Source organism: Arsukibacterium perlucidum DSM 18276 (assembly GCF_000382165.1).
GTDB classification, from domain to species: domain Bacteria; phylum Pseudomonadota; class Gammaproteobacteria; order Enterobacterales; family Alteromonadaceae; genus Alishewanella; species Alishewanella perlucidum.
This window is the reverse complement of the sequence record NZ_KB907720.1, coordinates 50,801-72,842: the sequence shown is the minus strand read 5'-3', so window position 1 is coordinate 72,842 and position 22,042 is coordinate 50,801. Positions and strand designations below refer to the sequence as shown.

At 50.1% G+C, this 22,042-nt stretch carries 22 protein-coding genes; 9 read left to right on the top strand and 13 right to left on the bottom strand.

Annotation, left to right across the window (positions count from 1 at the left end; all coding sequences use genetic code 11):
- Nucleotides 1-149: 149 nt before the first annotated feature.
- From H141_RS0114095 to lepB, 3 genes are all read left to right on the top strand, one after another.
- A complete protein-coding gene (locus tag H141_RS0114095) occupies nt 150-344 on the top strand; it encodes a P-loop NTPase family protein (protein ID WP_019676928.1) in 195 nt (64 codons plus the stop codon).
- A 42-nt stretch (nt 345-386) separates the two neighbouring features.
- A complete protein-coding gene (locus tag H141_RS0114090; RefSeq protein WP_019676927.1) occupies nt 387-3,197 on the top strand; it encodes a M16 family metallopeptidase in 2,811 nt (936 codons plus the stop codon).
- A 120-nt stretch (nt 3,198-3,317) separates the two neighbouring features.
- The gene (gene lepB, locus H141_RS0114085) at nt 3,318-4,037 is read left to right on the top strand and encodes a signal peptidase I (RefSeq protein WP_019676926.1); all 720 of its coding nucleotides are present in this window, start codon (nt 3,318-3,320) and stop codon (nt 4,035-4,037) included.
- 90 nt (nt 4,038-4,127) lie between these two features.
- Here lepB and H141_RS0114080 read toward each other — a convergent pair whose 3' ends face one another.
- Together H141_RS0114080 and H141_RS0114075 are read right to left on the bottom strand one after the other, a co-directional pair.
- The gene (locus tag H141_RS0114080; RefSeq protein WP_019676925.1) at nt 4,128-4,652 is read right to left on the bottom strand and encodes a tetratricopeptide repeat protein; all 525 of its coding nucleotides are present in this window, start codon (nt 4,650-4,652) and stop codon (nt 4,128-4,130) included.
- 198 nt (nt 4,653-4,850) lie between these two features.
- Entirely contained in the window at nt 4,851-5,738 is an 888-nt protein-coding gene (locus tag H141_RS0114075) for a LysR substrate-binding domain-containing protein (RefSeq protein ID WP_019676924.1), read from the bottom strand.
- 128 nt (nt 5,739-5,866) lie between these two features.
- Here H141_RS0114075 and H141_RS0114070 point away from each other — a divergent pair, with 128 nt between their 5' ends.
- The 4 genes from H141_RS0114070 to deoA all read left to right on the top strand — a co-directional run bounded on the left by H141_RS0114070 (nt 5,867) and on the right by deoA (nt 9,653).
- The gene (locus tag H141_RS0114070; protein WP_051090414.1) at nt 5,867-7,054 is read left to right on the top strand and encodes a methionine aminotransferase; all 1,188 of its coding nucleotides are present in this window, start codon (nt 5,867-5,869) and stop codon (nt 7,052-7,054) included.
- Nucleotides 7,042-7,818: an amidohydrolase gene (locus H141_RS0114065; protein WP_019676922.1), complete on the top strand. Its 777-nt coding sequence runs from the start codon at nt 7,042-7,044 to the stop codon at nt 7,816-7,818. The genes H141_RS0114070 and H141_RS0114065 overlap by 13 nt, the downstream gene beginning before the upstream one ends.
- Before the next feature lie 84 nt (nt 7,819-7,902).
- Nucleotides 7,903-8,334, top strand: coding sequence for a cytidine deaminase (locus tag H141_RS0114060; RefSeq protein WP_019676921.1), 432 nt, complete (start codon nt 7,903-7,905; stop codon nt 8,332-8,334).
- Between the two features lie 2 nt (nt 8,335-8,336).
- The gene (deoA, locus tag H141_RS0114055; protein WP_019676920.1) at nt 8,337-9,653 is read left to right on the top strand and encodes a thymidine phosphorylase; all 1,317 of its coding nucleotides are present in this window, start codon (nt 8,337-8,339) and stop codon (nt 9,651-9,653) included.
- A gap of 104 nt (nt 9,654-9,757) precedes the next feature.
- Here the strand turns inward: deoA and H141_RS0114050 are convergent, their stop codons facing one another.
- The 3 genes from H141_RS0114050 to trxA form a co-directional block, all read right to left on the bottom strand.
- Nucleotides 9,758-11,053, bottom strand: coding sequence for an NAD(P)/FAD-dependent oxidoreductase (locus H141_RS0114050; protein ID WP_019676919.1), 1,296 nt, complete (start codon nt 11,051-11,053; stop codon nt 9,758-9,760).
- Nucleotides 11,054-11,147: 94 nt separating this feature from the next.
- Nucleotides 11,148-12,413, bottom strand: a complete 1,266-nt coding sequence (rho, locus tag H141_RS0114045; protein ID WP_019676918.1) for a transcription termination factor Rho — start codon at nt 12,411-12,413, stop codon at nt 11,148-11,150.
- Nucleotides 12,414-12,605: 192 nt separating this feature from the next.
- Nucleotides 12,606-12,932 (bottom strand): thioredoxin TrxA, encoded by a 327-nt coding sequence (gene trxA, locus H141_RS0114040; RefSeq protein WP_019676917.1) that lies wholly within the window; start codon nt 12,930-12,932, stop codon nt 12,606-12,608.
- A 101-nt stretch (nt 12,933-13,033) separates the two neighbouring features.
- Here trxA and rhlB point away from each other — a divergent pair, with 101 nt between their 5' ends.
- Nucleotides 13,034-14,320, top strand: a complete 1,287-nt coding sequence (gene rhlB / locus H141_RS0114035) for an ATP-dependent RNA helicase RhlB (RefSeq protein ID WP_019676916.1) — start codon at nt 13,034-13,036, stop codon at nt 14,318-14,320.
- Nucleotides 14,286-15,845, top strand: a complete 1,560-nt coding sequence (gene gppA / locus H141_RS0114030) for a guanosine-5'-triphosphate,3'-diphosphate diphosphatase (protein WP_019676915.1) — start codon at nt 14,286-14,288, stop codon at nt 15,843-15,845. The genes rhlB and gppA overlap by 35 nt, the downstream gene beginning before the upstream one ends.
- Before the next feature lie 84 nt (nt 15,846-15,929).
- Here the strand turns inward: gppA and hemB are convergent, their stop codons facing one another.
- From hemB to ubiB, 8 genes are read right to left on the bottom strand one after another with little or no spacing between them, the layout of a single operon-like run.
- Nucleotides 15,930-16,934 carry a porphobilinogen synthase gene (gene hemB / locus H141_RS0114025; protein WP_019676914.1) on the bottom strand — a complete coding sequence of 335 codons (1,005 nt, stop codon included), beginning with the start codon at nt 16,932-16,934 and terminating at the stop codon, nt 15,930-15,932.
- Complete coding sequence (locus tag H141_RS0114020) at nt 16,924-17,670, bottom strand: GGDEF domain-containing protein (RefSeq protein WP_019676913.1); 747 nt, start codon at nt 17,668-17,670, stop codon at nt 16,924-16,926. The genes hemB and H141_RS0114020 overlap by 11 nt, the downstream gene beginning before the upstream one ends.
- A complete protein-coding gene (locus H141_RS0114015; protein ID WP_019676912.1) occupies nt 17,667-18,467 on the bottom strand; it encodes a TatD family hydrolase in 801 nt (266 codons plus the stop codon). The genes H141_RS0114020 and H141_RS0114015 overlap by 4 nt, the downstream gene beginning before the upstream one ends.
- A 1-nt stretch (nt 18,468) precedes the next feature.
- A complete protein-coding gene (locus tag H141_RS0114010) occupies nt 18,469-19,002 on the bottom strand; it encodes a hypothetical protein (protein WP_019676911.1) in 534 nt (177 codons plus the stop codon).
- The gene (gene tatC, locus H141_RS0114005) at nt 18,999-19,757 is read right to left on the bottom strand and encodes a twin-arginine translocase subunit TatC (RefSeq protein WP_026349471.1); all 759 of its coding nucleotides are present in this window, start codon (nt 19,755-19,757) and stop codon (nt 18,999-19,001) included. The genes H141_RS0114010 and tatC overlap by 4 nt, the downstream gene beginning before the upstream one ends.
- The gene (tatB, locus tag H141_RS20310; RefSeq protein ID WP_019676909.1) at nt 19,747-20,115 is read right to left on the bottom strand and encodes a Sec-independent protein translocase protein TatB; all 369 of its coding nucleotides are present in this window, start codon (nt 20,113-20,115) and stop codon (nt 19,747-19,749) included. The genes tatC and tatB overlap by 11 nt, the downstream gene beginning before the upstream one ends.
- Nucleotides 20,116-20,361 (bottom strand): twin-arginine translocase TatA/TatE family subunit, encoded by a 246-nt coding sequence (gene tatA / locus H141_RS0113995; RefSeq protein ID WP_019676908.1) that lies wholly within the window; start codon nt 20,359-20,361, stop codon nt 20,116-20,118.
- 52 nt (nt 20,362-20,413) lie between these two features.
- The gene (gene ubiB / locus H141_RS0113990; protein WP_019676907.1) at nt 20,414-22,042 is read right to left on the bottom strand and encodes a ubiquinone biosynthesis regulatory protein kinase UbiB; all 1,629 of its coding nucleotides are present in this window, start codon (nt 22,040-22,042) and stop codon (nt 20,414-20,416) included.

The window sequence follows — 22,042 nt, the reverse complement described above, 5'->3', positions numbered from 1 at the left end:
ATTGTCGTTTAACTACCTGGGTAGGCGGCTATGCAAGGTAGCAAAGTTAGGGCTGAGCATTGAGCAGATCCAGTCTGCAATAAGGCAAATCATGCTCTGGGCAGCTGAATCAGACTGGGCAGTAATCAAAATGGAAAAGAGCTGATACTATGGTCAAATTCGTGGGGATCCCTCAGGTAAACCAGGCCATTAAACAGTTGAATATGACCCGGATTATTATCGCCCATCGGCCACAAACAATTGTTAATGCCGAGCGCATTATGCAGCTGCATAAAGGCCAGCTGCGGGATGTAACTAAAGCCTATAAAGCGAAATTTTCTGTGCCGAAGCCAGCATCCGGATAATGTATTTAAAAAAGAATAAATGATGATTAAAAAAGGCATAGAATGCATAAGTTAACTGCACCAGTTTCACTAACCTCTGGCAAATTATCGCGCGCTATTTTGGCAGCAATACTCAGTGTATTGCTGATTTGGGCCTTTGCTACACGCTTTACTCAAGCTGTTTTTGAGCCAGAGCTTTACGATCCTAAAACGGTATTTCGTTATGCGGCAACGGCGCAACGACCGGAAATTATTATTTTGCCTGAGGTGAACAGCCAACATGCGAATAAAGCCAGAGTTAAGCTGGTGGTAGGTGCTGGTGCGCTGCAAGAAAAAGGTGAACAACGAGGTTTAGCCCACTTTGTTGAGCATATGGCATTTCGTGGAACCAAAGCTTATCCCGAGCAACAAATACAGCAGCGAATGCGCGAGCTGGGCATTCAGCTTGGGCGGCATAGTAATGCCTATACTACTTTTGATCATACTGCCTACTGGATGGATCTGAATGATTTGAACCGTAACCAGCTCGATGCCTCTCTGGATATTTTGGCGCAGTGGGCTTATGACATCGAATTTTCAGATGCAGCAGTGGCAGAAGAAATAGCAGTAATTGTTGAAGAATGGCGACTGCAACAGCAGGATCAGGAACGTGTGCAGCCACGCTTGCTGAAAGTACTATTAAATGGCTCCAGACAACAAGAGCGCTTTCCGGTTTTAGGCGACCGGCCAAGTATTGAAGCCACCACAGTGGAGAAGCTTCGTGAGTTTTACCAGCAATGGTATCACCCTGAAAATATGCTGGTTGTGGTAAGTGGTGATATTGAACCAGAGCAGACATTGCAGCAGATTGAGCGGTACTTTGTGCGGACAGATATTGTATCAGAGCGTTTGTTGCCGGCACATTACGATATTAAGCCTTCAGCGATACCCGATTTTACGATACTGAGCGACCCTTATACGCCTATCGCAGCGCTAAATATGCTGTGGTTTTATCCCAACCCAGAATACTCAGAGGCAAATGAGCGGCAGACAATAGCGTTGGAGTTTGCATTGGGTGTGTTACGTAACCGATTAGCCAATAAACAGCTAAGTAGTAATGGCATTGTGGCTGGCGCAAACGTGCAGCGTAATCGCCAAAGTGCAGGGGTACGCGCCCTGAATATGACACTGATGCTGACCGAGCCTGATTTTGCTTTGGCTTACAACCACCTCGAATATGAATTACAACGCTTACTGGCATTAGGGATTAGTGCCGATGAGTGGCAAACGCAGCTCTCAGGTTGGCACTCCTGGTTGCAAAACCTGCAGGATAGCCCTGGCCGTTTAGCCGGTTTAGCCAGAGATTTTTGGCTGTATCAAGCTCCCATTGTCAATCAGCGTAGTCATCAACAGCGCCGCCAGGCGTTGTTGCAGGCAATCACACCAGAAGAAGCTATCCAGGCGTTGGCGCAGGTAACATCGGGTCGACATATTACGGTGGTATTTTATCCGCATGGTACTGCTGCACCGACCGCCGAGCAATTAACTGAGTACCGGCTAATGGCGCAGCAACGTCCACATGCACCCGTGCTGCACAGTAAGCAGCCGCAATGGCAAGACTTGCCGCCCTCGTCAGGAATCGTTTCTGAGAAAAAACAGCCTGAGGGCATCATAGAATGGCAATTAGCCAACGGTATCACAGCTTATTATCGTCACAGCGATGACATGCCCGGACGTGTTTATCTTCGCTTGACCGCCAAAAATGGCACTAATCAGTTGCCGGATGAGCAGGTAGCGGTAGCGCGCTTAGCCAGTGAAGTTATCAGTGATGGTGGTCAGGCAGGCCTTAATAGCACAGAGCTACAGCAGTGGCGGCAGGCTCTGGATATCACACATAGCTTTTATATTGATCTTGAAGAGCGCAGCTTTTATCAGGCCGCGCCGCTAGAACATATCGATCAGGCCTTGTTAGATTTGCTTCACCGCTTGCAAAGCTACCAACTAGATGCAGAGCTCTGGCAGTTCAAACAGGCTCAAGCGTTACAATTACAGGAACAATTTAAGCAGCACCCGCATTTTCCATGGTACCAAGCTTGGAACGCTACGTTGTGGCAGGACGATATTCGATATCGTGAGCTAAGCTCAGCAGAAATCGAGGCTACCAGTTTGCGTCAGGCACAGACTTTTTATCAGCAATGGATACAAGGCAATCAGGGTTATCAACTGGCTTTAGTCGGTGATATTACTCCGGAACACGCCTTAAAATTGGTTGAGAAGTATTTTGCCAGCTTGCCCAAAGCACAGCCTCAGGGCAAGGGGCGCTTTTCGCCTCAACCTTATGAAGCAAAGCAAGTAAGGTTAGCTGGCAGTGGAGAAAAGCATGCAAGCATTTCGCTACGCTATTATCTGGAGAAAGCACAGCTACCGCAGGCCTGGCAAGATACCTCCGGTACCTTGCTAACGTATTGGCTTAACGAACAACTGTTTGATCGTATCCGGACTCAGTCGGGCTTAACGTACAGCATTACAGCCGAAATAGCAGGCTCCAGGCCAGCAAATGCGTTAATTAGCCTGAATATTTCTTTGCAAACCGGGCCGGACAAAGTGGATGAGGCGATTGCACAAGTAACGCGCTTGCTTTCTGAAGCCGCCGCTCATGCACCTACCGAGCAACAAGTGCGTGTCTGGCATCAAAGTCTTGCTGATGAGCGTTTGCAGGCTAGGAAGCGGTCGCGCTGGCTGCTAAATCGTATTGGTTTTAGTGAAGTACTGCAGTCCACGCCTTGGCAGCGCATAGCCCCTTTGGCTGAGCCACCTGCCGCAGACAGTTTGCAGCAGTTATTGTTACAAATTGTTGAGCAAGGGCATTTGGTTGAATTAGTGTGGTTGCCTTAGTACTAGTTGTACTGTGTTTTCAGAATGCAAAAAATGGCGTGTCAATCCTGCACTATAAACAGTGTGTTCGACAGGTAACGCCAGTGGTGTATTGCAGCAATTTGGGGCCGTTTATTTAAAATGCATTTCATAACCATTCTACTGTTTGTTCTTCTGTTTTCCGCTTTTCGTTTGTTTGAACTGGGCGACTCGTTGCAGGGGATTGGTAGCTGGTTAATTTCTGCTGCAGTGCTGATTGTCGGTTGCGGTTTATGGTATTGGAAGGCGAGAGGGTTTAAAGCAGCTGTTCTGGTAAGTGGCATATTGTTGGTGAGTAGCTTTATTTGCCTGCGATTCACCCTTTGGTCTGGTTATAGCGTAAGTATCGCAGACTCCACCTCAAATATGCCTACGATCCGGCCTGGCGATCTTGCGATTAATAAGTGGTTTAATTTATCGCTGCAACCCGGCGACATGGTAGGGGTAAAAGTTGATGGCAAGCATTACCGCAAGCGCGTGCATGGCGTACCTGGGGATGTCATCGATATCTGCAACCATACGGTTTATGTTAATGGCTGGCATTACAGTGCCGCCAATAATTGGCTGGGGCTGGCAAAAAGTGACACTCGTAGCTGCTTCAATCGGCGCAGTAGTTTAACTCTGGCAGATGATGAGTATTTTTTGCTGGGTGACAATACTGCCAATAGTTATGACTCCCGCAGCTATGGTGCGGTATCAGCGTCAGCGATTTTTGCCAACTCGCTTTATTTACTGGTGCAGAATAAATCCGACAATGTGGTACCGCTGAATGCTCAATTTCGGGTTGCTGCAGATATGCCTGAAACACCAGCGGCTGAATAAAAAAAAGCCCGGTTAAGTTAACCGGGCAAAGGACGAGGGTAAAACGGGGTAAAACTTTTTACAGTTAAAACAGGTTTCGCTTAAAACAGCTTATTCGGCGCTGTTGTAGGCAATTTGATTGATTTCAGTGCCGTTAATATCGGCGGTTAAGCGCGCCAGGTTGTGCTGGTTAATATCGTTGGTATTTAACGATACTGCGCGTTTAAAATCTTCCAGTGCGGCAACTCTGTCATTCGCCAGCACGTGCATAACACCGCGGTTGCTGTAAGCCAGGGCGCGCATTTCGCGCTTAGCATCAGTTGGTAATGTCGGGCTGCTTTGCGCCAGGCTTACTGCCTTGGAACAAGCCGTTTGCGCCTGGTCAAGCTGGCCTAAGCGGCTGTAGGCTACGCACAGGCTCATTTGTAATGAAAAGCTGTCTGCTTCAGCACCGCGATAGTTGGTTACTTCGCTGATGCCTTGCTGTAACTGGCCTGCCTGAATGGTAGTGACGCCCGGGGTGTCTTCAATTAACACCATTTTGTAACCATTGCTCGCAGCTGAAGCGAGAAATGGACTTGATGCCAGCACACTCAGTGCCACGGCGGTAGCAAATTTTTTGGCTGTGAATTTCATGTCGTATTCTCCCTTGGTTTAAATTTGGGTCACCGGCCTTTCGAACTGAAAGTTTTTGCGGCGACAGGGATACTTTAGCCAGTGCCAACTGGTCTGACAAACGAGATAAATCACAGCGATAGGTTAAAAAAATTCATCTATGCTTTCGGTTTCAACGCGCAGCAACTGTCATAAATCGCTGGGAGCGGCCAGTGGGCATTAACTGACGTTGGGCTGAAAACTTTTTAGCACCCAGTCAATTAGCAACTGAATTTCCGGCCGGTTAGCATCGTCATCATGCCTTACCAGATAATAGCGGTCGCGGCTTAACAGCTCCTGTTCAAACAACCGCACCAGGCTGCCGCTGCTAAACCAACTCTGGCTAATAGGCAGCGGAATAAGTGCTACCCCCAGCCCCTGCTGGGCGGCGCGGGCCACGCTGAACATACTGTCGAGCTGGATAATTTGTTTCGGTTGAAAGTTATGGTAGCCGACATGCTCGGCCCATTGATGCCAGGCGTGTGGCCGCGCCTGATGCAGAATAAGCGGGGTTTTTTCCAGTGCCCGGTAGCTTTTGCCATGAATTTGCGCGTACAACGTAGGGTTGCAGGCGGGGACATAGCTTATTGGGAATAAATCGTAGGCCTGGCTTTCGTCCGGCTTTTTGCCGGATAAAACAATGGATAAATCGGTATATTTCGGGCTGTCGCGGCGTGATTTAACCGTTTCCAGTTTTAAATTTATATTCGGATACTGTGCCGACCAGCCAATAAGCTTAGGTACGAAAAGCTCACTGGCAAAAAATTCCGGCATTGAAATGCTGACTTCCTGCACCCGTTCAACCTGGCTAAACTGGGCTATGGTGTCGGCCAGTTGCGCCAACAGCGGTTGCACTTCCTGATAAAAACGTTTGCCGGTTTCAGTTAAAGCAATGGCGCGGGTTTTCCGCTCAAACAAGCTGAGGTTTAAGTTATCTTCCAGCTGTTTAATCTGGTGGCTGACCGCCGACGGCGTTAAATACAGCTGCTTGGCCGTTTCTTTAAAACTTAAACACTCGGCAGCTACGCAAAAACAGCGCAGGCCACGAAGTGGCGTATGAATAGTCATGGTCTGTAATACCTGGTGTTCGATAACGTTAGTATACAAGGCTTATTATACAAGCCTTAGATGACAAACTGGCTGCAAAAGTTAAAGCATAGCTAACCGTTGAGATGTCTATACACAAAACAGGCCGGATGATAGCATTCAAGCTGTTTTTGGCAATTTTTTCTGAGCATATGGCCTTACACTCGAAACTACCAAAGCTGGGTAGCAGTATTTTCAGCCAGATGAGTCAGCTGGCCGCAGAGCAGCAAGCCATTAATTTATCCCAGGGTTTCCCTGATTTTTCGCCAGATAAGTATTTATTGCAGCGGCTTAGTTATCATAGTCAGCATGGTGCTAATCAGTATGCGCCAATGCCTGGCATTTTGCCGTTGCGTCAGCAAATCAGTGAGCTGGTAAAGCGTTGTTACCGGCGCAATATTAGCCCCGACAGTGACATTACCGTCACCTCCGGTGCCACCGAGGCCTTGTTTGTGGCCATTCAGGCGCTGGTGCAGCCGGGAGATGAAGTCATAGTGTTCGACCCGGCCTACGACAGTTATGCGCCGGCGGTGCAATTAGCTGGTGGCAGCACCGTGCACCTCAGTTTACCGGCACCGGATTTCAGAGTGAACTGGCAACAGGTAGCCGCGGCGATTAGCCCGCGCACCAAACTGATTATTGTTAACAGCCCGCATAACCCTACGGCCACGGTATTTAGTGACGCCGACTGGCAGGCCTTGCAGCAGCTGGTGTGTCAACACGGTTTATATTGCCTGAGCGATGAAGTATACGAGCATATGGTATTTGACGGCGCTGCGCAGTTAAGTGCGCATTGCTACCCGGCACTGGCTGAGCGCAGTTTTATCGTGTCGTCTTTTGGCAAGACTTTCCATGTTACCGGCTGGAAGCTGGGCTATTGTATTGCACCGCCAGCATTGAGTACTGAGTTTCGGAAAATACATCAGTATGTTACGTTTTCCAGCTTTACGCCGGCCCAGCATGCTATTACCGATATGCTGGCAATGCATCCTGAAAAAGTCAGCGACCTGGCAGCGTTCTACCGGCAGAAGCGCGATCTGTTTGTCAGTGCTTTAGCTGGCAGCCGCCTGCAGTTGTTACCAAGTGCGGCTACCTATTTTCAGTTGGCAGATTACAGTGCAATAACCGATATGCCGGATGTGGAATTTTGCCGCTGGTTAGCTATTGAACACAAAGTGGCAGCAATACCGCTTAGTGTGTTTTATTGTGTGCCAACCGAGGCGCGGCTTATCCGGTTTTGCTTTGCTAAAACGCCGGCAACCTTAAACCAGGCCGCGGAGGTATTATGTCAGCTGTAAAAGTAATTTTGTTACAAACTACTTTACACTGGCAGGATAGCGCGGCCAATCTGGCCCATTTCAGTGAGCTGCTGGCCGGGTTGCCAGCGACCGATTTAGTGGTGTTGCCTGAAATGTTCAGCAGCGGCTTTAGTATGCAAAGTGCAGAAATTGCCGAAACGGAAACCGGGCCGGGCTTAGCCTGGTTAATTGAGCAGGCAAAAGCGTTAAACGCAGCGATAACTGGCTCAATGGCGGTTAAAACAGTTACTGGCGACTATGTTAACCGGCTGTATTTTGTCACGCCGGACGGCGCAGTCAGCTACTACGACAAAAGGCACTTGTTCCGGATGGCTGGTGAGCATCAGGCCTATCGGGCGGGGCAACAGCGGGTAATAGTGCGCTGGCGTGGCCTGCGTTTTTGCCTGCAGGTTTGTTATGACCTGCGTTTTCCGGTGTTCAGCCGCAACCTGAATGACTACGATGTGCTGATTTACGTGGCGAACTGGCCGGCAGCACGCCGCCATGCCTGGAATAGCCTGCTACTGGCCCGCGCCATTGAGAACCAGGCTTTTGTATTGGCGGTGAACCGCGTTGGCCAGGATGGTAACGATATTCATTATAGCGGCGATAGTGTGGTGATCGATTACCAGGGCCAGCTGCTGGCCAGCCTGGCCAAGGGCGAGGCTGGGGTGCTGAGCGCCAGCCTGGATGGCGGCGCGCTGGCCCAATACCGCCAGGCTTTTCCGGCTTATTTAGATGCAGACCGCTTTAGCCTGGATTAACTAACAAATGCTTAACGCACAGACTTGACCTGCAGCCATTTCGCGGCAACACTGTACGGCCGTAATTAAGCAGGTTTATCCAGCGTGACAGCAATTAACTGGGCAGCACTTAATGCTGCCGCCAAAGCCGCCTCAGAGCAGGCTTATGCCCCCTATAGTCAGTTTCCGGTTGGCGTGGCCGTGCAAGCCGAAAGTGGTAAAATTTATGCCGGTTGTAATGTAGAGAACGCCTCCTATGGTGGCACCGTTTGTGCCGAACGTAATGCTATTGCTGCAGCTGTTGTGGCCGGCGAACGCCGATTTAGCGCGTTGCTGGTGTACACGCCGCAAACTAAATTAACGCCGCCCTGTGGTATTTGCCGCCAGGTAATTGCCGAATTTTTTATGCCAGATGCCCCTATTGCCAGTAGCAACCATTTAGGTCAGCAACAAAGCTGGAACCTGCAACAACTGCTGCCAGATGCCTTTACTCCCACCTATCTGGCTGCCAGTAAAAAAATTGATAAGGACAGTTAACCATGGCAATCCCTCAGGAAATTATTAAAACCAAACGTAATGGTCAGCCGTTAAGTGATGCCGACATCCGCCAGTTTGTAAAAGGGCTGACCGATGACAGCTTCAGTGATAGCCAGGCTGCCGCACTGGCGATGGCCATTTACTTAAATGGAATGGCGGTAAGCGAGATTGTAGAGCTGACTCTGGCGATGCGCGATTCCGGCACTGTACTGAACTGGCAGGGCAGGTTGAATGGCCCGGTGGTAGATAAACACAGCACAGGCGGCGTCGGGGATAAGGTAACCCTGATGCTGGCGCCGATGGTGGCTGCTTGTGGTGCTTTTATGCCAAGCATTGCCGGCCGTGGCCTGGGCCATACCGGCGGCACCGTTGATAAACTGGAAAGCATTCCGGGTTACAGCTGTACTCAGAGTTTAAGCCGGATTGAGCAACTATTGCCACAACTGGGCTGCGTTATCGTTGGCCAGAGCAGTGAACTGGCACCAGCCGACCGCCGCTTGTACGGCATCCGCGATGTCACGGCCACTGTAGAATCTATTCCGCTGATTACTGCCTCTATTTTATCGAAAAAGCTGTCTGAGGGGCTGGATGCGCTGGTAATGGACGTTAAAGTGGGTAACGGCGCTATTATGGCAACTGCCAGGGATGCCAGCGCGCTGGCAACCAGCATTGTTAATACTGCCACCGGTGCCGGCGTGGCCACCCGGGCGTTAATTACTGATATGAATCAGATTTTAGGTTGCAGCGCGGGCAATGCGCTGGAAGTAGTGGAAACCCTCGATTATTTAACAGGTAAATACCGCGAGCCGCGACTACATCAGCTTACTCTGGAATTGGGTGCCAATATGTTAATGCTGGGTGGGCTTTATAGCGACCAAGCTGCAGCGATTGCCGCGTTAGAGCACAGCCTGAGTTCAGGCAAAGCCGCTGAAATATTCAGTAAGATGGTAGCAGAGCTGGGTGGCCCGGCCGACTTGCTGGAAAAACCACAGCAATATTTAGCTAATGCGCCGGTAGTGCAGGATATTATTGCGCCGCAAAGCGGTTATGTTAATTACCACAATACGGTCGGTCTGGGCATGGCTGTAGTTCGGCTGGGTGGTGGTCGCTCTCACCCCAGCCAGCAAATAGATCCGGCGGTGGGCTTTAGCAATATTTTAAGTAACGGTAGCAGGGTACAGGCGGGTGATCGTCTGGCTACTGTGCATGCCGCCAGCATTGAAGCTGCTGCGATTGCCCGGGACGAATATCTGCAGGCGCTGAATATTGAAGCACAATTGTCCGATACGCCGGTATTAATCCATCATACTATTGGTTAAATGTGACTGGTTAACCGCGACTGGTTAATTGCGACAGCATTAACTGGCTGATGACAGTATCCTCGACGGATTAGTCGGGGAGTCAGCAGCTACTGTAAAAAGCGCTAATGCAACTTGAGCCGGGGCCTGACAATCCGGTTAATCCGGGCCACCAGTGAAATAATCAGCATTTTCAGCCAGCCATGCAGTGCTACCTGATGCATCCGGTATAACGAAATATAAGCCAGCCGGGCAATCCTGCCCTCAATCATCATGGCGCCACCGACTAAATTGCCCATTAAGCTGCCAACAGTCCCAAAGCGACTTAATGAGATTAATGAGCCATGATCTTTATACTTAAATTCGCGCAGCGGCTGCTTATTTAAGGTGGCGATAAGATTCCCGGCAACCAGGCTGGCCATCTGATGGGCGGACTGGGCCCGCGGCGGCACCCATTTACCATCGGCCAAGGGGCAGGCGGCGCAGTCACCGACAACGTAAATGCGCTCGTCGCGGCTGCTTTGTAAGTACGAATTCACCAGCAATTGATTGATCCTGTTACTTTCCAGCCCCGCCAACCCCTGCATAAAATCAGCTGCCTTAATCCCGGCTGCCCATACCATCAGCTCGGCGTCCAGATGCTCCTCACCCAGTTGCAGACCATGGTTATCAGCCGCAGTAACCCGGGTATTCACCCGCACATCGACCCCAAGCTTCTGCAGCTCTGTTAAGGCCGCACTGGCGATCCGTTCCGGCAAGGCTGGCAAAATGCGGGGCCCGGCTTCTACCAAACGGATATTCAGGCGTTCAGAGCGCAGATCGGCAAAGCCATAAAGGTTAAGCTCTGCTGCGGCATGGTAAAGCTCCGCGGCCAGTTCGACCCCGGTCGCACCTGCGCCGACAATAGCAATGTTCAGCTTGTCTTTCGGGTGATCTGGCGAGTTCAGTTTCAGATAGGCATCCAATAAGCGGCGCTGAAAACGATGTGCCTGGCCCGGGCTGTCCAGAAATATGCAATGTTCTGCAACACCGGGGGTATTAAAATGATTGGAAATGCTACCAATTGCCAGCACCAGATAGTCGTAGCTCAGCTCGCGTTCTGGCAGGAGTTGCTCGCCATCACCTGAGGCAATCGCAGCCAGAGTAACAGTGCGTTGCTCGCGGTTTAAACCGGTAAAACTCCCCAACTGAAAGTCAAAGTTGTGGCTGGCGGCATGAGCACGATAGCTCAGCTGATCTATTTCAACGTCGAGAGTGCCGGTGGCAACTTCGTGCAGTAAAGGTTTCCAGATATGAGTGTGGTTGCGATCTACCAGGGTAATATGGGCGCGCTTTTTGCGGCCCAGTTTATTGCCCAGCCGGGTCGCCAGTTCCAGGCCGCCGGCGCCACCGCCAATTACCACGATGCGAGGGGGTGTCATGTTGCGCTTTCCTTCCGTTATTTTTAAACCGGGTGTGCTTTACGGCGATAAATTACCGCCATAAAAAAACCGGCGCGAAGGCCGGTTTTAGGAGTTATGATTTTTGCCGTTTCATGGCATCGAAGAATTCGTCGTTGGTTTTGGTCATCGATAATTTATCGATTAAAAATTCCATACAGTCGCTCTCGTCCATCGGGTGTAAAATCTTGCGCAGGATCCACATTTTTTGCAGTTCTTCCGGCGAGGCCAGTAACTCTTCGCGGCGGGTACCGGAGCGGTTGAAGTCAATGGCTGGGAAAATGCGCCGTTCAGCAATTTTCCGTGACAGATGCAGCTCCATATTACCGGTGCCTTTAAACTCTTCGTAAATCACTTCATCCATCTTCGAACCGGTATCTACCAAAGCGGTGGCGATAATAGTTAAACTGCCGCCTTCTTCAACATTACGGGCCGCCCCGAAAAACCGCTTGGGCTTGTGCAGCGCGTTAGCATCGACACCACCGGTCAGTACCTTACCTGAGCTTGGGATCACGGTGTTATAAGCGCGGGCTAAGCGGGTAATGGAATCGAGCAGAATGATGACGTCTTTTTTGTGTTCAACCAGCCGTTTGGCTTTTTCAATCACCATTTCAGCTACCTGAACGTGGCGACTGGCTGGCTCATCGAAAGTAGATGCAATGACTTCGCCTTTTACCAGACGCTGCATTTCGGTTACTTCTTCCGGCCGCTCGTCAATCAGCAACACCATTAGCACACATTCCGGGTGATTAGCGGCAATTGACTGCGCAATGTTTTGCAGCAAAATGGTTTTACCGGCTTTCGGTGGGGCGACAATTAAGCCGCGCTGGCCGCGGCCAATTGGTGAGGCTAAATCCAATACCCGGGCGGTGATGTCTTCCCGGCTGCCATTGCCGCGTTCCATCCGCAGCCGCGAATTGGCATGCAGCGCCGTTAAGTTTTCAAACAGAATTTTGTTACGGGCCTGCTCTGGCCGGCCAAAGTTTACTTCGTTGACTTTTAGCAGGGCAAAGTAGCGTTCACCCTCTTTCGGTGGCCGGATTAAACCTGAAATGCTGTCACCGGTGCGCAGGTTGAAACGGCGGATCTGGCTCGGCGATACGTAGATATCATCCGGGCCGGCTAAGTATGAGCTGTCAGACGAACGTAAGAAACCAAAACCATCCTGGAGGATTTCTAACACACCTGCACCAAAAATTTCTTCACCGTTTTTAGCATGGGATTTTAAAATTGCGAAGATAATATCTTGTTTGCGCAGGCGGGCCATGTTTTCCTGGCCCATAGACTCGGCCAAATCAACCAGTTCGCTAATTGGTTTAAGTTTCAGTTCTGTTAAATGCATAGTTTGATGGGTTCTTGTTGGTAAAAACAGAAAATGCTTATCAGTTCGATAATAAAGGTTTGGAAGTTGGTTTATTCGATAGACAAGCGTGGTTTAAGATATTTGCTTAGCCACACAATAGCAGCAGATGTTTAGCACGTCCAGCAGCGAACAGCAAAAAGGCGTACAAAAATACGCCTTTTTTTGTCATTTTCAGATATTGCTATCTAAAAACTCTTTTAGCTGGGTTTTTGACAAGGCGCCGACCTTGGTAGCCGCAACCTGACCATTCTTGAATAGCAGCAAGGTTGGAATACCACGAATACCAAATTTTGGCGGGGTATTCGGGTTCTGGTCAATATTTACCTTAGCGATACTGACTTTGCCGTGGTATTCGGCAGCAACGTCTTCCAGAATAGGTGCGATCATTTTACAAGGGCCACACCATTCTGCCCAGAAGTCGACCAGTACTGGTACTTCGGCTTTTAAAACATCAGTTTCAAAACTGTCGTCAGAAACCTGTAAAATTTGTTCGCTCATCTATTTCTCCGTTCAGGCTGTGCAGTTACACTGCAAAAATGTGTTATCAATTTAAACGTGGCTGTTTCTTATTGCAAGCGTAACAGTTATGCTAGGCAGGTATGAATAAAACACACTTAACCTCACATAAATTCGCCGATTTCGCATTGGCACCACAGGTTCTTGACGCTTTAGCAGCGCAAGGTTACAGCTATTGTACGCCAATTCAGGCCCAGTGTTTACCCCTGGCGCTGGCCGGCAAAGATATAGCGGGTCAGGCCCAAACCGGTACCGGTAAAACCCTGGCTTTTTTAACTGCAACTTTTCACTATTTGCTTAACCATGAACCTAAAGGTTCTGGCCAGCCGCGCGCTATTATTATGGCTCCTACGCGGGAACTGGCGGTTCAGATCCACAATGATGCTGTTATGCTGGCGCAAAAAACCAACATGCGACTTGGTTTGATATATGGTGGCGAGGGTTACGATTCTCAACGGCAGTTACTTGAACAAGGCGTAGATATTTTAATTGGCACCACTGGCCGCTTAATAGATTATCTAAAACAAGGCCTGTATGACCTTGATCAAATTCAGGTTGTAGTGCTGGATGAAGCCGACCGGATGTTTGATCTGGGCTTTATTAAAGATATTCGCTTTATGTTTAACCGGATGCCGCCGGCTACTGAGCGCTTAAGTTTATTATTCTCTGCCACCTTATCTTATAAGGTGCAGGAGCTGGCGTTCGAAAAAATGAACGAGCCGGTACATATTCACGTGGCGCCGGATGAAATGACTGGTAGCCAAATCAGTGAAGAGCTGTTTTATCCGGCGCATGAGCACAAAATGAAGTTGTTGCTGACGCTGATGGAAGAAGACTGGCCAGATAAGGCTATTGTGTTTGCCAATACTAAACACTCCTGTGAAGATGTGTATGCCTGGTTGGAAGCCGATGGTCATAGGGTTGGCATGCTGACAGGTGATGTAATTCAGAAGAAACGCCTGAAAATTCTGGATGATTTTACCACCGGTAAGCTGGATATTCTGGTGGCGACTGATGTTGCTGCCCGCGGCTTGCATATTCCAAAAGTAAGCCATGTTTTTAACTACGACTTACCTGATGATTGCGAAGACTACGTCCACCGGATTGGCCGTACCGGCCGGGCCGGTGAAAGCGGCAAAGCCATCAGCTTTGCCTGCGAGCGTTATGCTTTGAATTTAACTGCTATTGAAGATTATATAAAACATCCGATAGCGTTAACTCAGTATGATGCTAATGCCTTGCTTGATGATTTGACTGTGCCTAAACCAAGAGTACGTCGTCGTCCGGGCCAGGCTCGCAGTGGTCCGGGCCGAGGCAACAGTGGACGCAGCAGTAATGGCCCGAGAAACCCACGAAGCCGGCCCCGCTAATACTGCGCCGCTGGTAACAGGCGACATTGCCAGCGCAACCTCACCGCATAGTGATATTTATGCGGTGATTGATCTTGGCTCTAACAGCTTTCATATGTTAATGGTGAAAGTGGTTGGCGGCTCGGTGCAGGTGATAGGCCGGGTAAAACGCAAAGTTCGGCTGGCTGCCGGTTTAAACGATAATTTAGTATTAAGCCGCAAAGCGATGAAACGGGGCTGGGAATGCCTGGCGTTGTTTGCCGAGCGGCTGCAGGATATTCCCGCTGCCAATATCCGGATAGTCGGTACTGCCACCTTACGGCTAGCTCAAAATGTAAAAACCTTCCTGAAAGAAGCTGAAGTTATCCTGGGCCAGAAGGTGCAGGTGATCAGCGGTGCTGATGAAGCCCGGATTATTTATCTTGGTGTCGCTCATACCTCAAATTGTGATTCAAACCGTTTAGTGATTGATATTGGTGGTGCCAGTACTGAAGTGGTGGTAGGGCGGGGCTTTACCCCTGAACTGCTGGCCAGCCTGAATATGGGCTGTGTTACCTATCTGGAACGCTATTTCAGCGATGGCGAGCTTAGTGAAGATAATTTTAACCAGGCTATTCAGGCTGCCGCAGAGCAAATAGCACCGATTAGTGCTGAGTTTCTGGCGAAAGGCTGGCAAATTGCAGTTGGCGCGTCGGGAACGGTGCAGGCGGTACAGGAAATTCTGGTGGCGCAGGGTAAAGATGAAGTGATTACCCTGGGTAAACTGGAAGAGATAATGCAGCAAACCATGGCCTGCGGCCCTGTTACTCAGCTGAATATTATTGGCCTGGCCCAGGAACGCAAACAGGTTTTTGCCTCAGGCTTAGCAATACTGGTGGCGCTGTTCCGTAAATTACAGATCTATGGCATGACCTTGTCTGGTGGTGCCCTGCGCGAAGGCGTGCTGTACAGCATGCTACCGCAGTTACAGCACAGTGATGTGCGTAACCGCACCGTTGCCAGCCTGATGGTGCGATATTTTATTGACCAGCGCCATGCTGAGCGGGTTGCTGATATGGCGGTTGAACTGGCCGGGCAGTTGCAGCACCGCTGGGACCTGGACAAATTTGAAGGCCTCAGCATGTTGCGCTCCGGCGCGTTGTTGCATGAACTGGGCTTATTGATTGAATATAAAAACCATCACCATCATGGCGCTTATATTATCAACCATTCTGATTTACCCGGCTTTACCCGGGCGCAACAACAATTGGTTATGGCGCTGGTGCACAATCACCGTGCTGATATCAGCCGCGAAGTTATCGCTCGCCAAACTATGACATCAGTGCTGTTGACTGTGCGGCTAACCCGTATTTTGCGCTTGGCTGTTATTCTGTCGATGCGCCGTCGGCACGAAGTACTGCCTGAAGTTAAAATTACCACTAAAGCCGAAACCCTCGCCTTACAGATGCCAGCCAACTGGCTGGAGCAACATCCGTTAATGCGGGCGGAGTTAGAGCAGGAAGTACAATATCAGCAGCAAGCTGGCTGGCAGTTGCTGATTAAATAGGCCTGCAACACCCTGCCTTAAGGTAAATATTACTGTGCTGAGGTGTAATTAATTGATTCCGCCAAGTGTGCAAGATGATGATGGTTAAGTTTGCTTTAACCAGATGGCCACTTTTTTGGCAAAGTAAGTCAGAATGCCATCGGCTCCGGCCCGTTTAAAAGCCAGCAGGGATTCCATAACTACCGGCTGTTCAGCCAGCCAGCCGTTTTCAATAGCTGCCATATGCATGGCATATTCACCGCTAACCTGATAAGCAAAAGTCGGCACCCCAAATTCGTCCTTTACCCGGCGCACAATATCCAGATAGGGCATGCCGGGTTTTACCATGATCATATCGGCGCCTTCTTCCAGATCCATCGCCACTTCGTGCAGCGCTTCGTTACTGTTGGCCGGATCCATCTGATAGTTCTTCTTATTGCCACCTTTTAAATTGGCAGCAGAACCGACAGCATCCCGGAACGGGCCATAATAGCTGGAGGCATATTTAGCCGAGTACGCCAGAATACGGGTATTAACATAACCAGCTTCTTCCAGGGCTTCCCGGATCGCCCCAATCCGGCCGTCCATCATGTCTGATGGTGCAACTATATCAGCGCCGGCTTCGGCATGTGATAACGCCTGCTTAACCAGCGCAGCGGTAGTGATGTCATTCTGAACATAGCCATGCTCATCAATAATGCCGTCCTGACCATGGGTGGTAAAAGGGTCGAGTGCTACGTCGGTAATGATGCCGAGCTCAGGGGTATGTTGTTTCAGCAGTCGCACCGCCCGCTGAGCCAGGCCGTCCGGATTCCAGGCCTCTTCCGCCTCAAGCGATTTACAATCAGCCGGTGTCACCGGAAACAGGGCGATGGCTGGTATGCCCAGTGCCACCAGTTCTCTCGCTTCGCTGACCAGTAAATCCAGACTTAAGCGCTCGATGCCCGGCATCGAAGTAATGGTTTGCCGCTGATTTTTACCCTCGATAATAAACATCGGATAAATTAAATCGTTGACGGTAAGTTGATGCTCAGCCATTAACCGCCGGCTGAAGTCGTGCTCACGCATCCGGCGCGGCCTGCTGGCCGGGAAAAAACGGTTAGCTTTCATTTGCTGATTCCTGAATGATGGGGGTCACATTGACATTGGCATTGGCATTGGCACTGGCCGTGCGGTTTCGCCCGAGTTTTTTAGCCTGGTACAGTGCACTGTCTGCCGCAGCAATATAGTCATTGCTGCTACTATTGGCGTCTGCGACAGCAGCATAACAGCCAGCGCTGAGCGTCACGTTTAAATTAAGTGAGTCAATCTCGATTGGCGTGGCACTGATTTTCTGCCGAACGTGCTCAGCCAACTCGATACAGCCGGCGAGTTCAGTGCCAGGCAGCAACAGGGCGAACTCTTCTCCGCCATAACGAAATACCGCATCGCTGCTGCGCTTTAAACTGGCAGCCAGCACACTGGCTATTTGTTGGATCGCCGCATCGCCTGCCAAATGGCCATGGCTGTCATTAATTTTTTTAAAATGGTCGATATCCACAAAAACCAGGCCTAAGGTGGTTTGTTCCCGCCGGCTGCGTTTCAGTTCATTGCTTAACCGTTTATCGAAACAGGCGCGGTTATAAATACCGCTTAAGGTATCCAGCATATTTTGTTGTTCCAGCAGCCGGTTTTTTTCAGCCAGCTCATCCAGGGCAATTTGCAGTTCCAGATTATGACTCTGCATGCTGGTCTCAAGCTGCTCAGTATGTTGCTGTTGCCAGCGTCGCCACTGCCATGCAATCAGCATGGCGGTGATGAGGGCCCCTGCCAGAGCCCCAGCAGCCAGCCATAGTATGCTGTTCATGCCTGCTCCCCGGTTAGCTTGAACAAACTGCGGGCATTGTCGCGGCAAACTGCAGCGAGTTGCAGGCTATCGATATTTTTCAGGCGGCAAACTTCGGCAGCAATGGCGCTCAGCAACGCCGGCTCATTATATTTGGGGCGGGGTTTTATGGTACGTGGCAGCAAATAGGGGGCATCGGTTTCCAGTAGGATCCGGTCCAGTGGCAGATAGCGGATAGCCTGTTGCAGGCTCTGGCCACGGCGTTCATCACATAGCCAGCCGGTAATGCCGATATATAATCCTAAATCAAGGTATGCTTTAAGCTGGCTGCTATCGCCGGTAAAACAGTGGGCAACGCCCTGGTTTATTTGCTGCTCTGTCAGCATGGCTAGCTGCGTATCAAAAGCATCACGTTCATGTAAATAAACAGGTTTTTTCTGCTGTTTTGCCAGTTGTAACTGACTGGCAAATATTTGTTGCTGCACGAGGCGTGGTGAAAAATCACGGTTGAAGTCCAGACCACATTCACCAACGGCTACTACTGCCGGCAGCGCGAGTAAGTGGTTAAGTTGTGCCAGCCAATCCTCTGTTACTTTAGCCGCCTGATGCGGATGCACGCCGGCGGTAGTGAAGCAACCAGAGTGGCTGCTGCAGAACTGTTGATTCTGTCGGCTTTCAGTGATATCTGAGCCAATAAGCAACATATTACTAACCCCGGCTTGCTGCGCCTGGAGCCATATTTGTTGCTCAACCCCGGCAAACTGCGCACTGAACAGGTTTACCCCGCAGTCGAACCAGCCTGGCTTGGCATTATCCATATTATTCGACCCGGCGAACCTTGATGGTCCGGTTATTGTCGTCATTACCCAGGCTAAAAGAATTCAGCATGCCACGTTTGATGTAGTGACGCTCACCTACGGCTATCTGATAGTTTCCTCTGCCAGTCTGGCGCCAGGTCTGGCCGTTATCAAACCCGACGATCAGTTCTTTACGTGGGCTGTAGCTGATGCTGCTGACCGTCAGATACAATTGGTCAGTTTCTTTATCCGCTGCTTTTTTATGCTCTAAACCAAAATCGTTTTGGGCTGGCGCGGCAGTTACCGCTGGCGTTGGGCGGCTGCTGGCAGCTGCCGGGCGAACCGGGGCCTGGCTATGGGTTTGCACTGCGCTATTTGTTGAGGTTACTGCTGTATCTACCTTGATTTCATCGTAGCAAACCAGCCGTTTTAAGGCGTTCTGTTGCTGTCGGCATTCTGTAAGGGCAGCATTTACCTGATCAGCATGGGCCAGTTGAGAGTGCAAACTGCTGGTTGTCAGCAATAGCATAGTGGCCAGGCATAACGGTTTGTTCATTGTTGTTCTTCCTCTGCAGCATGTTCGGGATCGGGCTTTGGTTGATAAAAGCGACTTAGCCAAAGTCCGGCTTCAAATAATAACCACATTGGTACGGCCAGCAAAGTCTGTGACAACACATCAGGCGGGGTAAGGAACATGCCCAGCACAAAAGCGCCCACTATTATGTAGGGCCGCTTGCTGGCAAGGGTGGCCGGGGTGACGGTGCCGGTCCAGACCAGCAATAAAATAGCTACCGGAATTTCAAATGACAAGCCAAAGGCAAAAAACAACTTTAAGACAAAGTCGAGATAGCTGCTGATATCGGTAGCCACGGTAACGCCTGCCGGCGCGACACTGGTAAAAAACGCAAACACCAGTGGAAATACCACAAAATAGGCGAAGGCGATGCCGCTGTAAAATAGCAGGGTGCTGCTGATAACTAATGGCGCTACCAGTCGCTTCTCTTTGCCATATAAGGCCGGAGCAATAAACTGCCACACCTGCAGTAAAATATACGGAATGGCCAGACAGATAGCGACGATAAAGGTCAATTTAAATGGCGCAAAAAAAGGCGCTGCAACGTCGGTGGCGATCATGCTGCTACCCTCTGGCAGCACCGCAATCAGCGGTGCGGCCAGCAACTGATAAATATCAGCGGCAAAATAGGCCAGGCAAGCGAATACTGCAATCACTGCGATAACACAGCGCAGCAGCCGATTACGAAGTTCCAGCAAATGACCGAGCAGACTATCGGCTTCCGGTTTAGTTTTCATGTTTATGTTCAACAGACTTGGTGTCAGTGTCAGTTTTCACTGCTGCAGTATCTCTGGTTTCTGGTTTAGCCAGATCTGCCGGCGGCGGGTTAACGGATTTTGCCGCTGCCCTTAATTCATCTAACGCAGCTTGCTCATCCGGGGTCAGATTAAGCAGGTTTTTGCTCTCTGCATCTTTTAATTTCCGATGCAGCTCATGGACCCGCAGGTTTTCGCTAAGCTCTGCCTGCATCTGGCTGCCAAACTGTTTAATGCTACGTATCGTTTTTACGGTGCTGCGGATGGCGCCAGGTAATCGTTCCGGCCCCAGCACCAGTAAGGCAATAACAGCAATAACCAACAGCTCCCAGAAACCCATTTAGTGCTTTTCTTTATCTGTATGTTTGGCTTTGTCAGCCGGAATATCGCTTTGGTCGCGCTTTTGTTCAGCCAACTGTTCCGGCTTGTCTTCTTCTGCCGTTTCATCTTTTATAGAGCTGCGAAAGCCCTTAATGGCCGAACCCAGATCGGTACCAATACCCCGTAATTTTTTCGTACCAAAAAGTAAGACAATAATTGCCAGAACAATAAGTAACTGCCATATACTAATGCCGCTAATACCCATAATAACACCCTCTGTAATCTGTGCTGAAATGCTGCGCTAGTTTGCAACAAGTTTATGACAATAGTGCTTTTACGCCGAAAAAGATAGCCCCGCCCAGCAGCGTACCCGCCAGCCATAGTGGGCCGATGCTGAAGGCTATAGTACCACTTATCAGGGTGCCTGCAGCAAGCGCCGCTGCAATAATTTGCCGGTTGGCTTTATGTTGTTGTAACTGTAATAACTGAAGTTGTTGCAACATTATTGCCTGCTGTTTGGGCCCCTGTTCCAGATAGCGGTGCAGCAGGGTTGGCATTTGCGGCAGCTTTTCAGCCCAGAAAGGTGCATTGTCTTTTATCTGGCGCCATAACGCAGGTAAGCCCACCTGTTGCTTTACCCAGCTTTCAAGAAAGGGCTTGGCGGTTTTCCATAAATCGAGCTGCGGATAGAGCTGCCGGCCCAACCCTTCGACATACAATAAGGTTTTTTGCAGCAATACTAATTGCGGCTGAACCTGCATATTAAACCGCCGCGCGGTACTGAATAAATTCAGTAACACATGACCAAAGGAAATCTCTGCCAGCGGCTTTTGAAAAATTGGCTCGCAAACGGTACGAATTGCACTTTCAAATTCTTCAACGTTGGTGTCTACAGGCACCCAACCGGAATCGAGGTGTAACTGGGCGACTTTGCGATAATCGCGGTTAAAAAAGGCGACAAAGTTTTCAGCCAGATAACGTTTGTCTTCACTGTTCAGGGTGCCGACAATACCGCAATCGATGCCAATATATTTCGGGTTGTCAGGGTGTTCGCGCGAGACAAAAATATTGCCCGGGTGCATATCGGCGTGAAAAAAGCTGTCACGAAATACCTGAGTAAAAAAGACTTCTACGCCGCGCTTCGCCAGCAATTCCATATCGGTATGCTGCGCATTAAGCGCCGCAATGTCTGATACTGGAATGCCGTAAATCCGTTCCATTACCATCACATTCGGCCGGCTGAAATCACTGTATACATAGGGAATGTATAGTGAGTCAGAACCTTCAAAATTTCGCCGCAGCTGAATAGCGTTTGCTGCTTCGCGCTGCAAGTCGAGTTCGTCGAGGATAGTTTTGCGGTATTCAGATACGACTTCACGTGGCCGCAAGCGTTTACCATCGGGTAAGTAGCGGGCAGCAATAGCTGCCAGACCGTCCATTAAATCAAGATCAGCGATAATCTGTTTGCGGATATCCGGCCGGATAACCTTGATGACAACATCGGCGTCATTGCCATCAGCCTGGCGCAGCACGGCGGCATGCACCTGCGCGATGGAAGCAGATGCCAGGGGTGTCACGCTAAAACTACTGAACAGCTCACTGATATCTGTCAGCTCCAGCGCCTGCTCAATTAGTTGCTGTGCCTGTTCGCCTGGAAAGGGGTCTACTTTATCCTGCAGCCTGGCCAGCTCGTCAGCAATGTCGGCTGGCAATAAATCGCGGCGGGTGGATAACATTTGGCCGAATTTTATCCATACCGGCCCCAGGCTCTGCAATGCCAGCCTTAACCTTTTACCTATCGGATAATTCGGATAACGGTTGCGCAACCAGAACGCGCTTTTGCGCATAGCCCGGGCATACCAGGGTTGCCAGGTAGCTGGAATGAGTTCGTCAAGGCCGTATTGCAGTAAGGTTTTCTGTATGTGGTAAAAACGGCTGAATCGCAC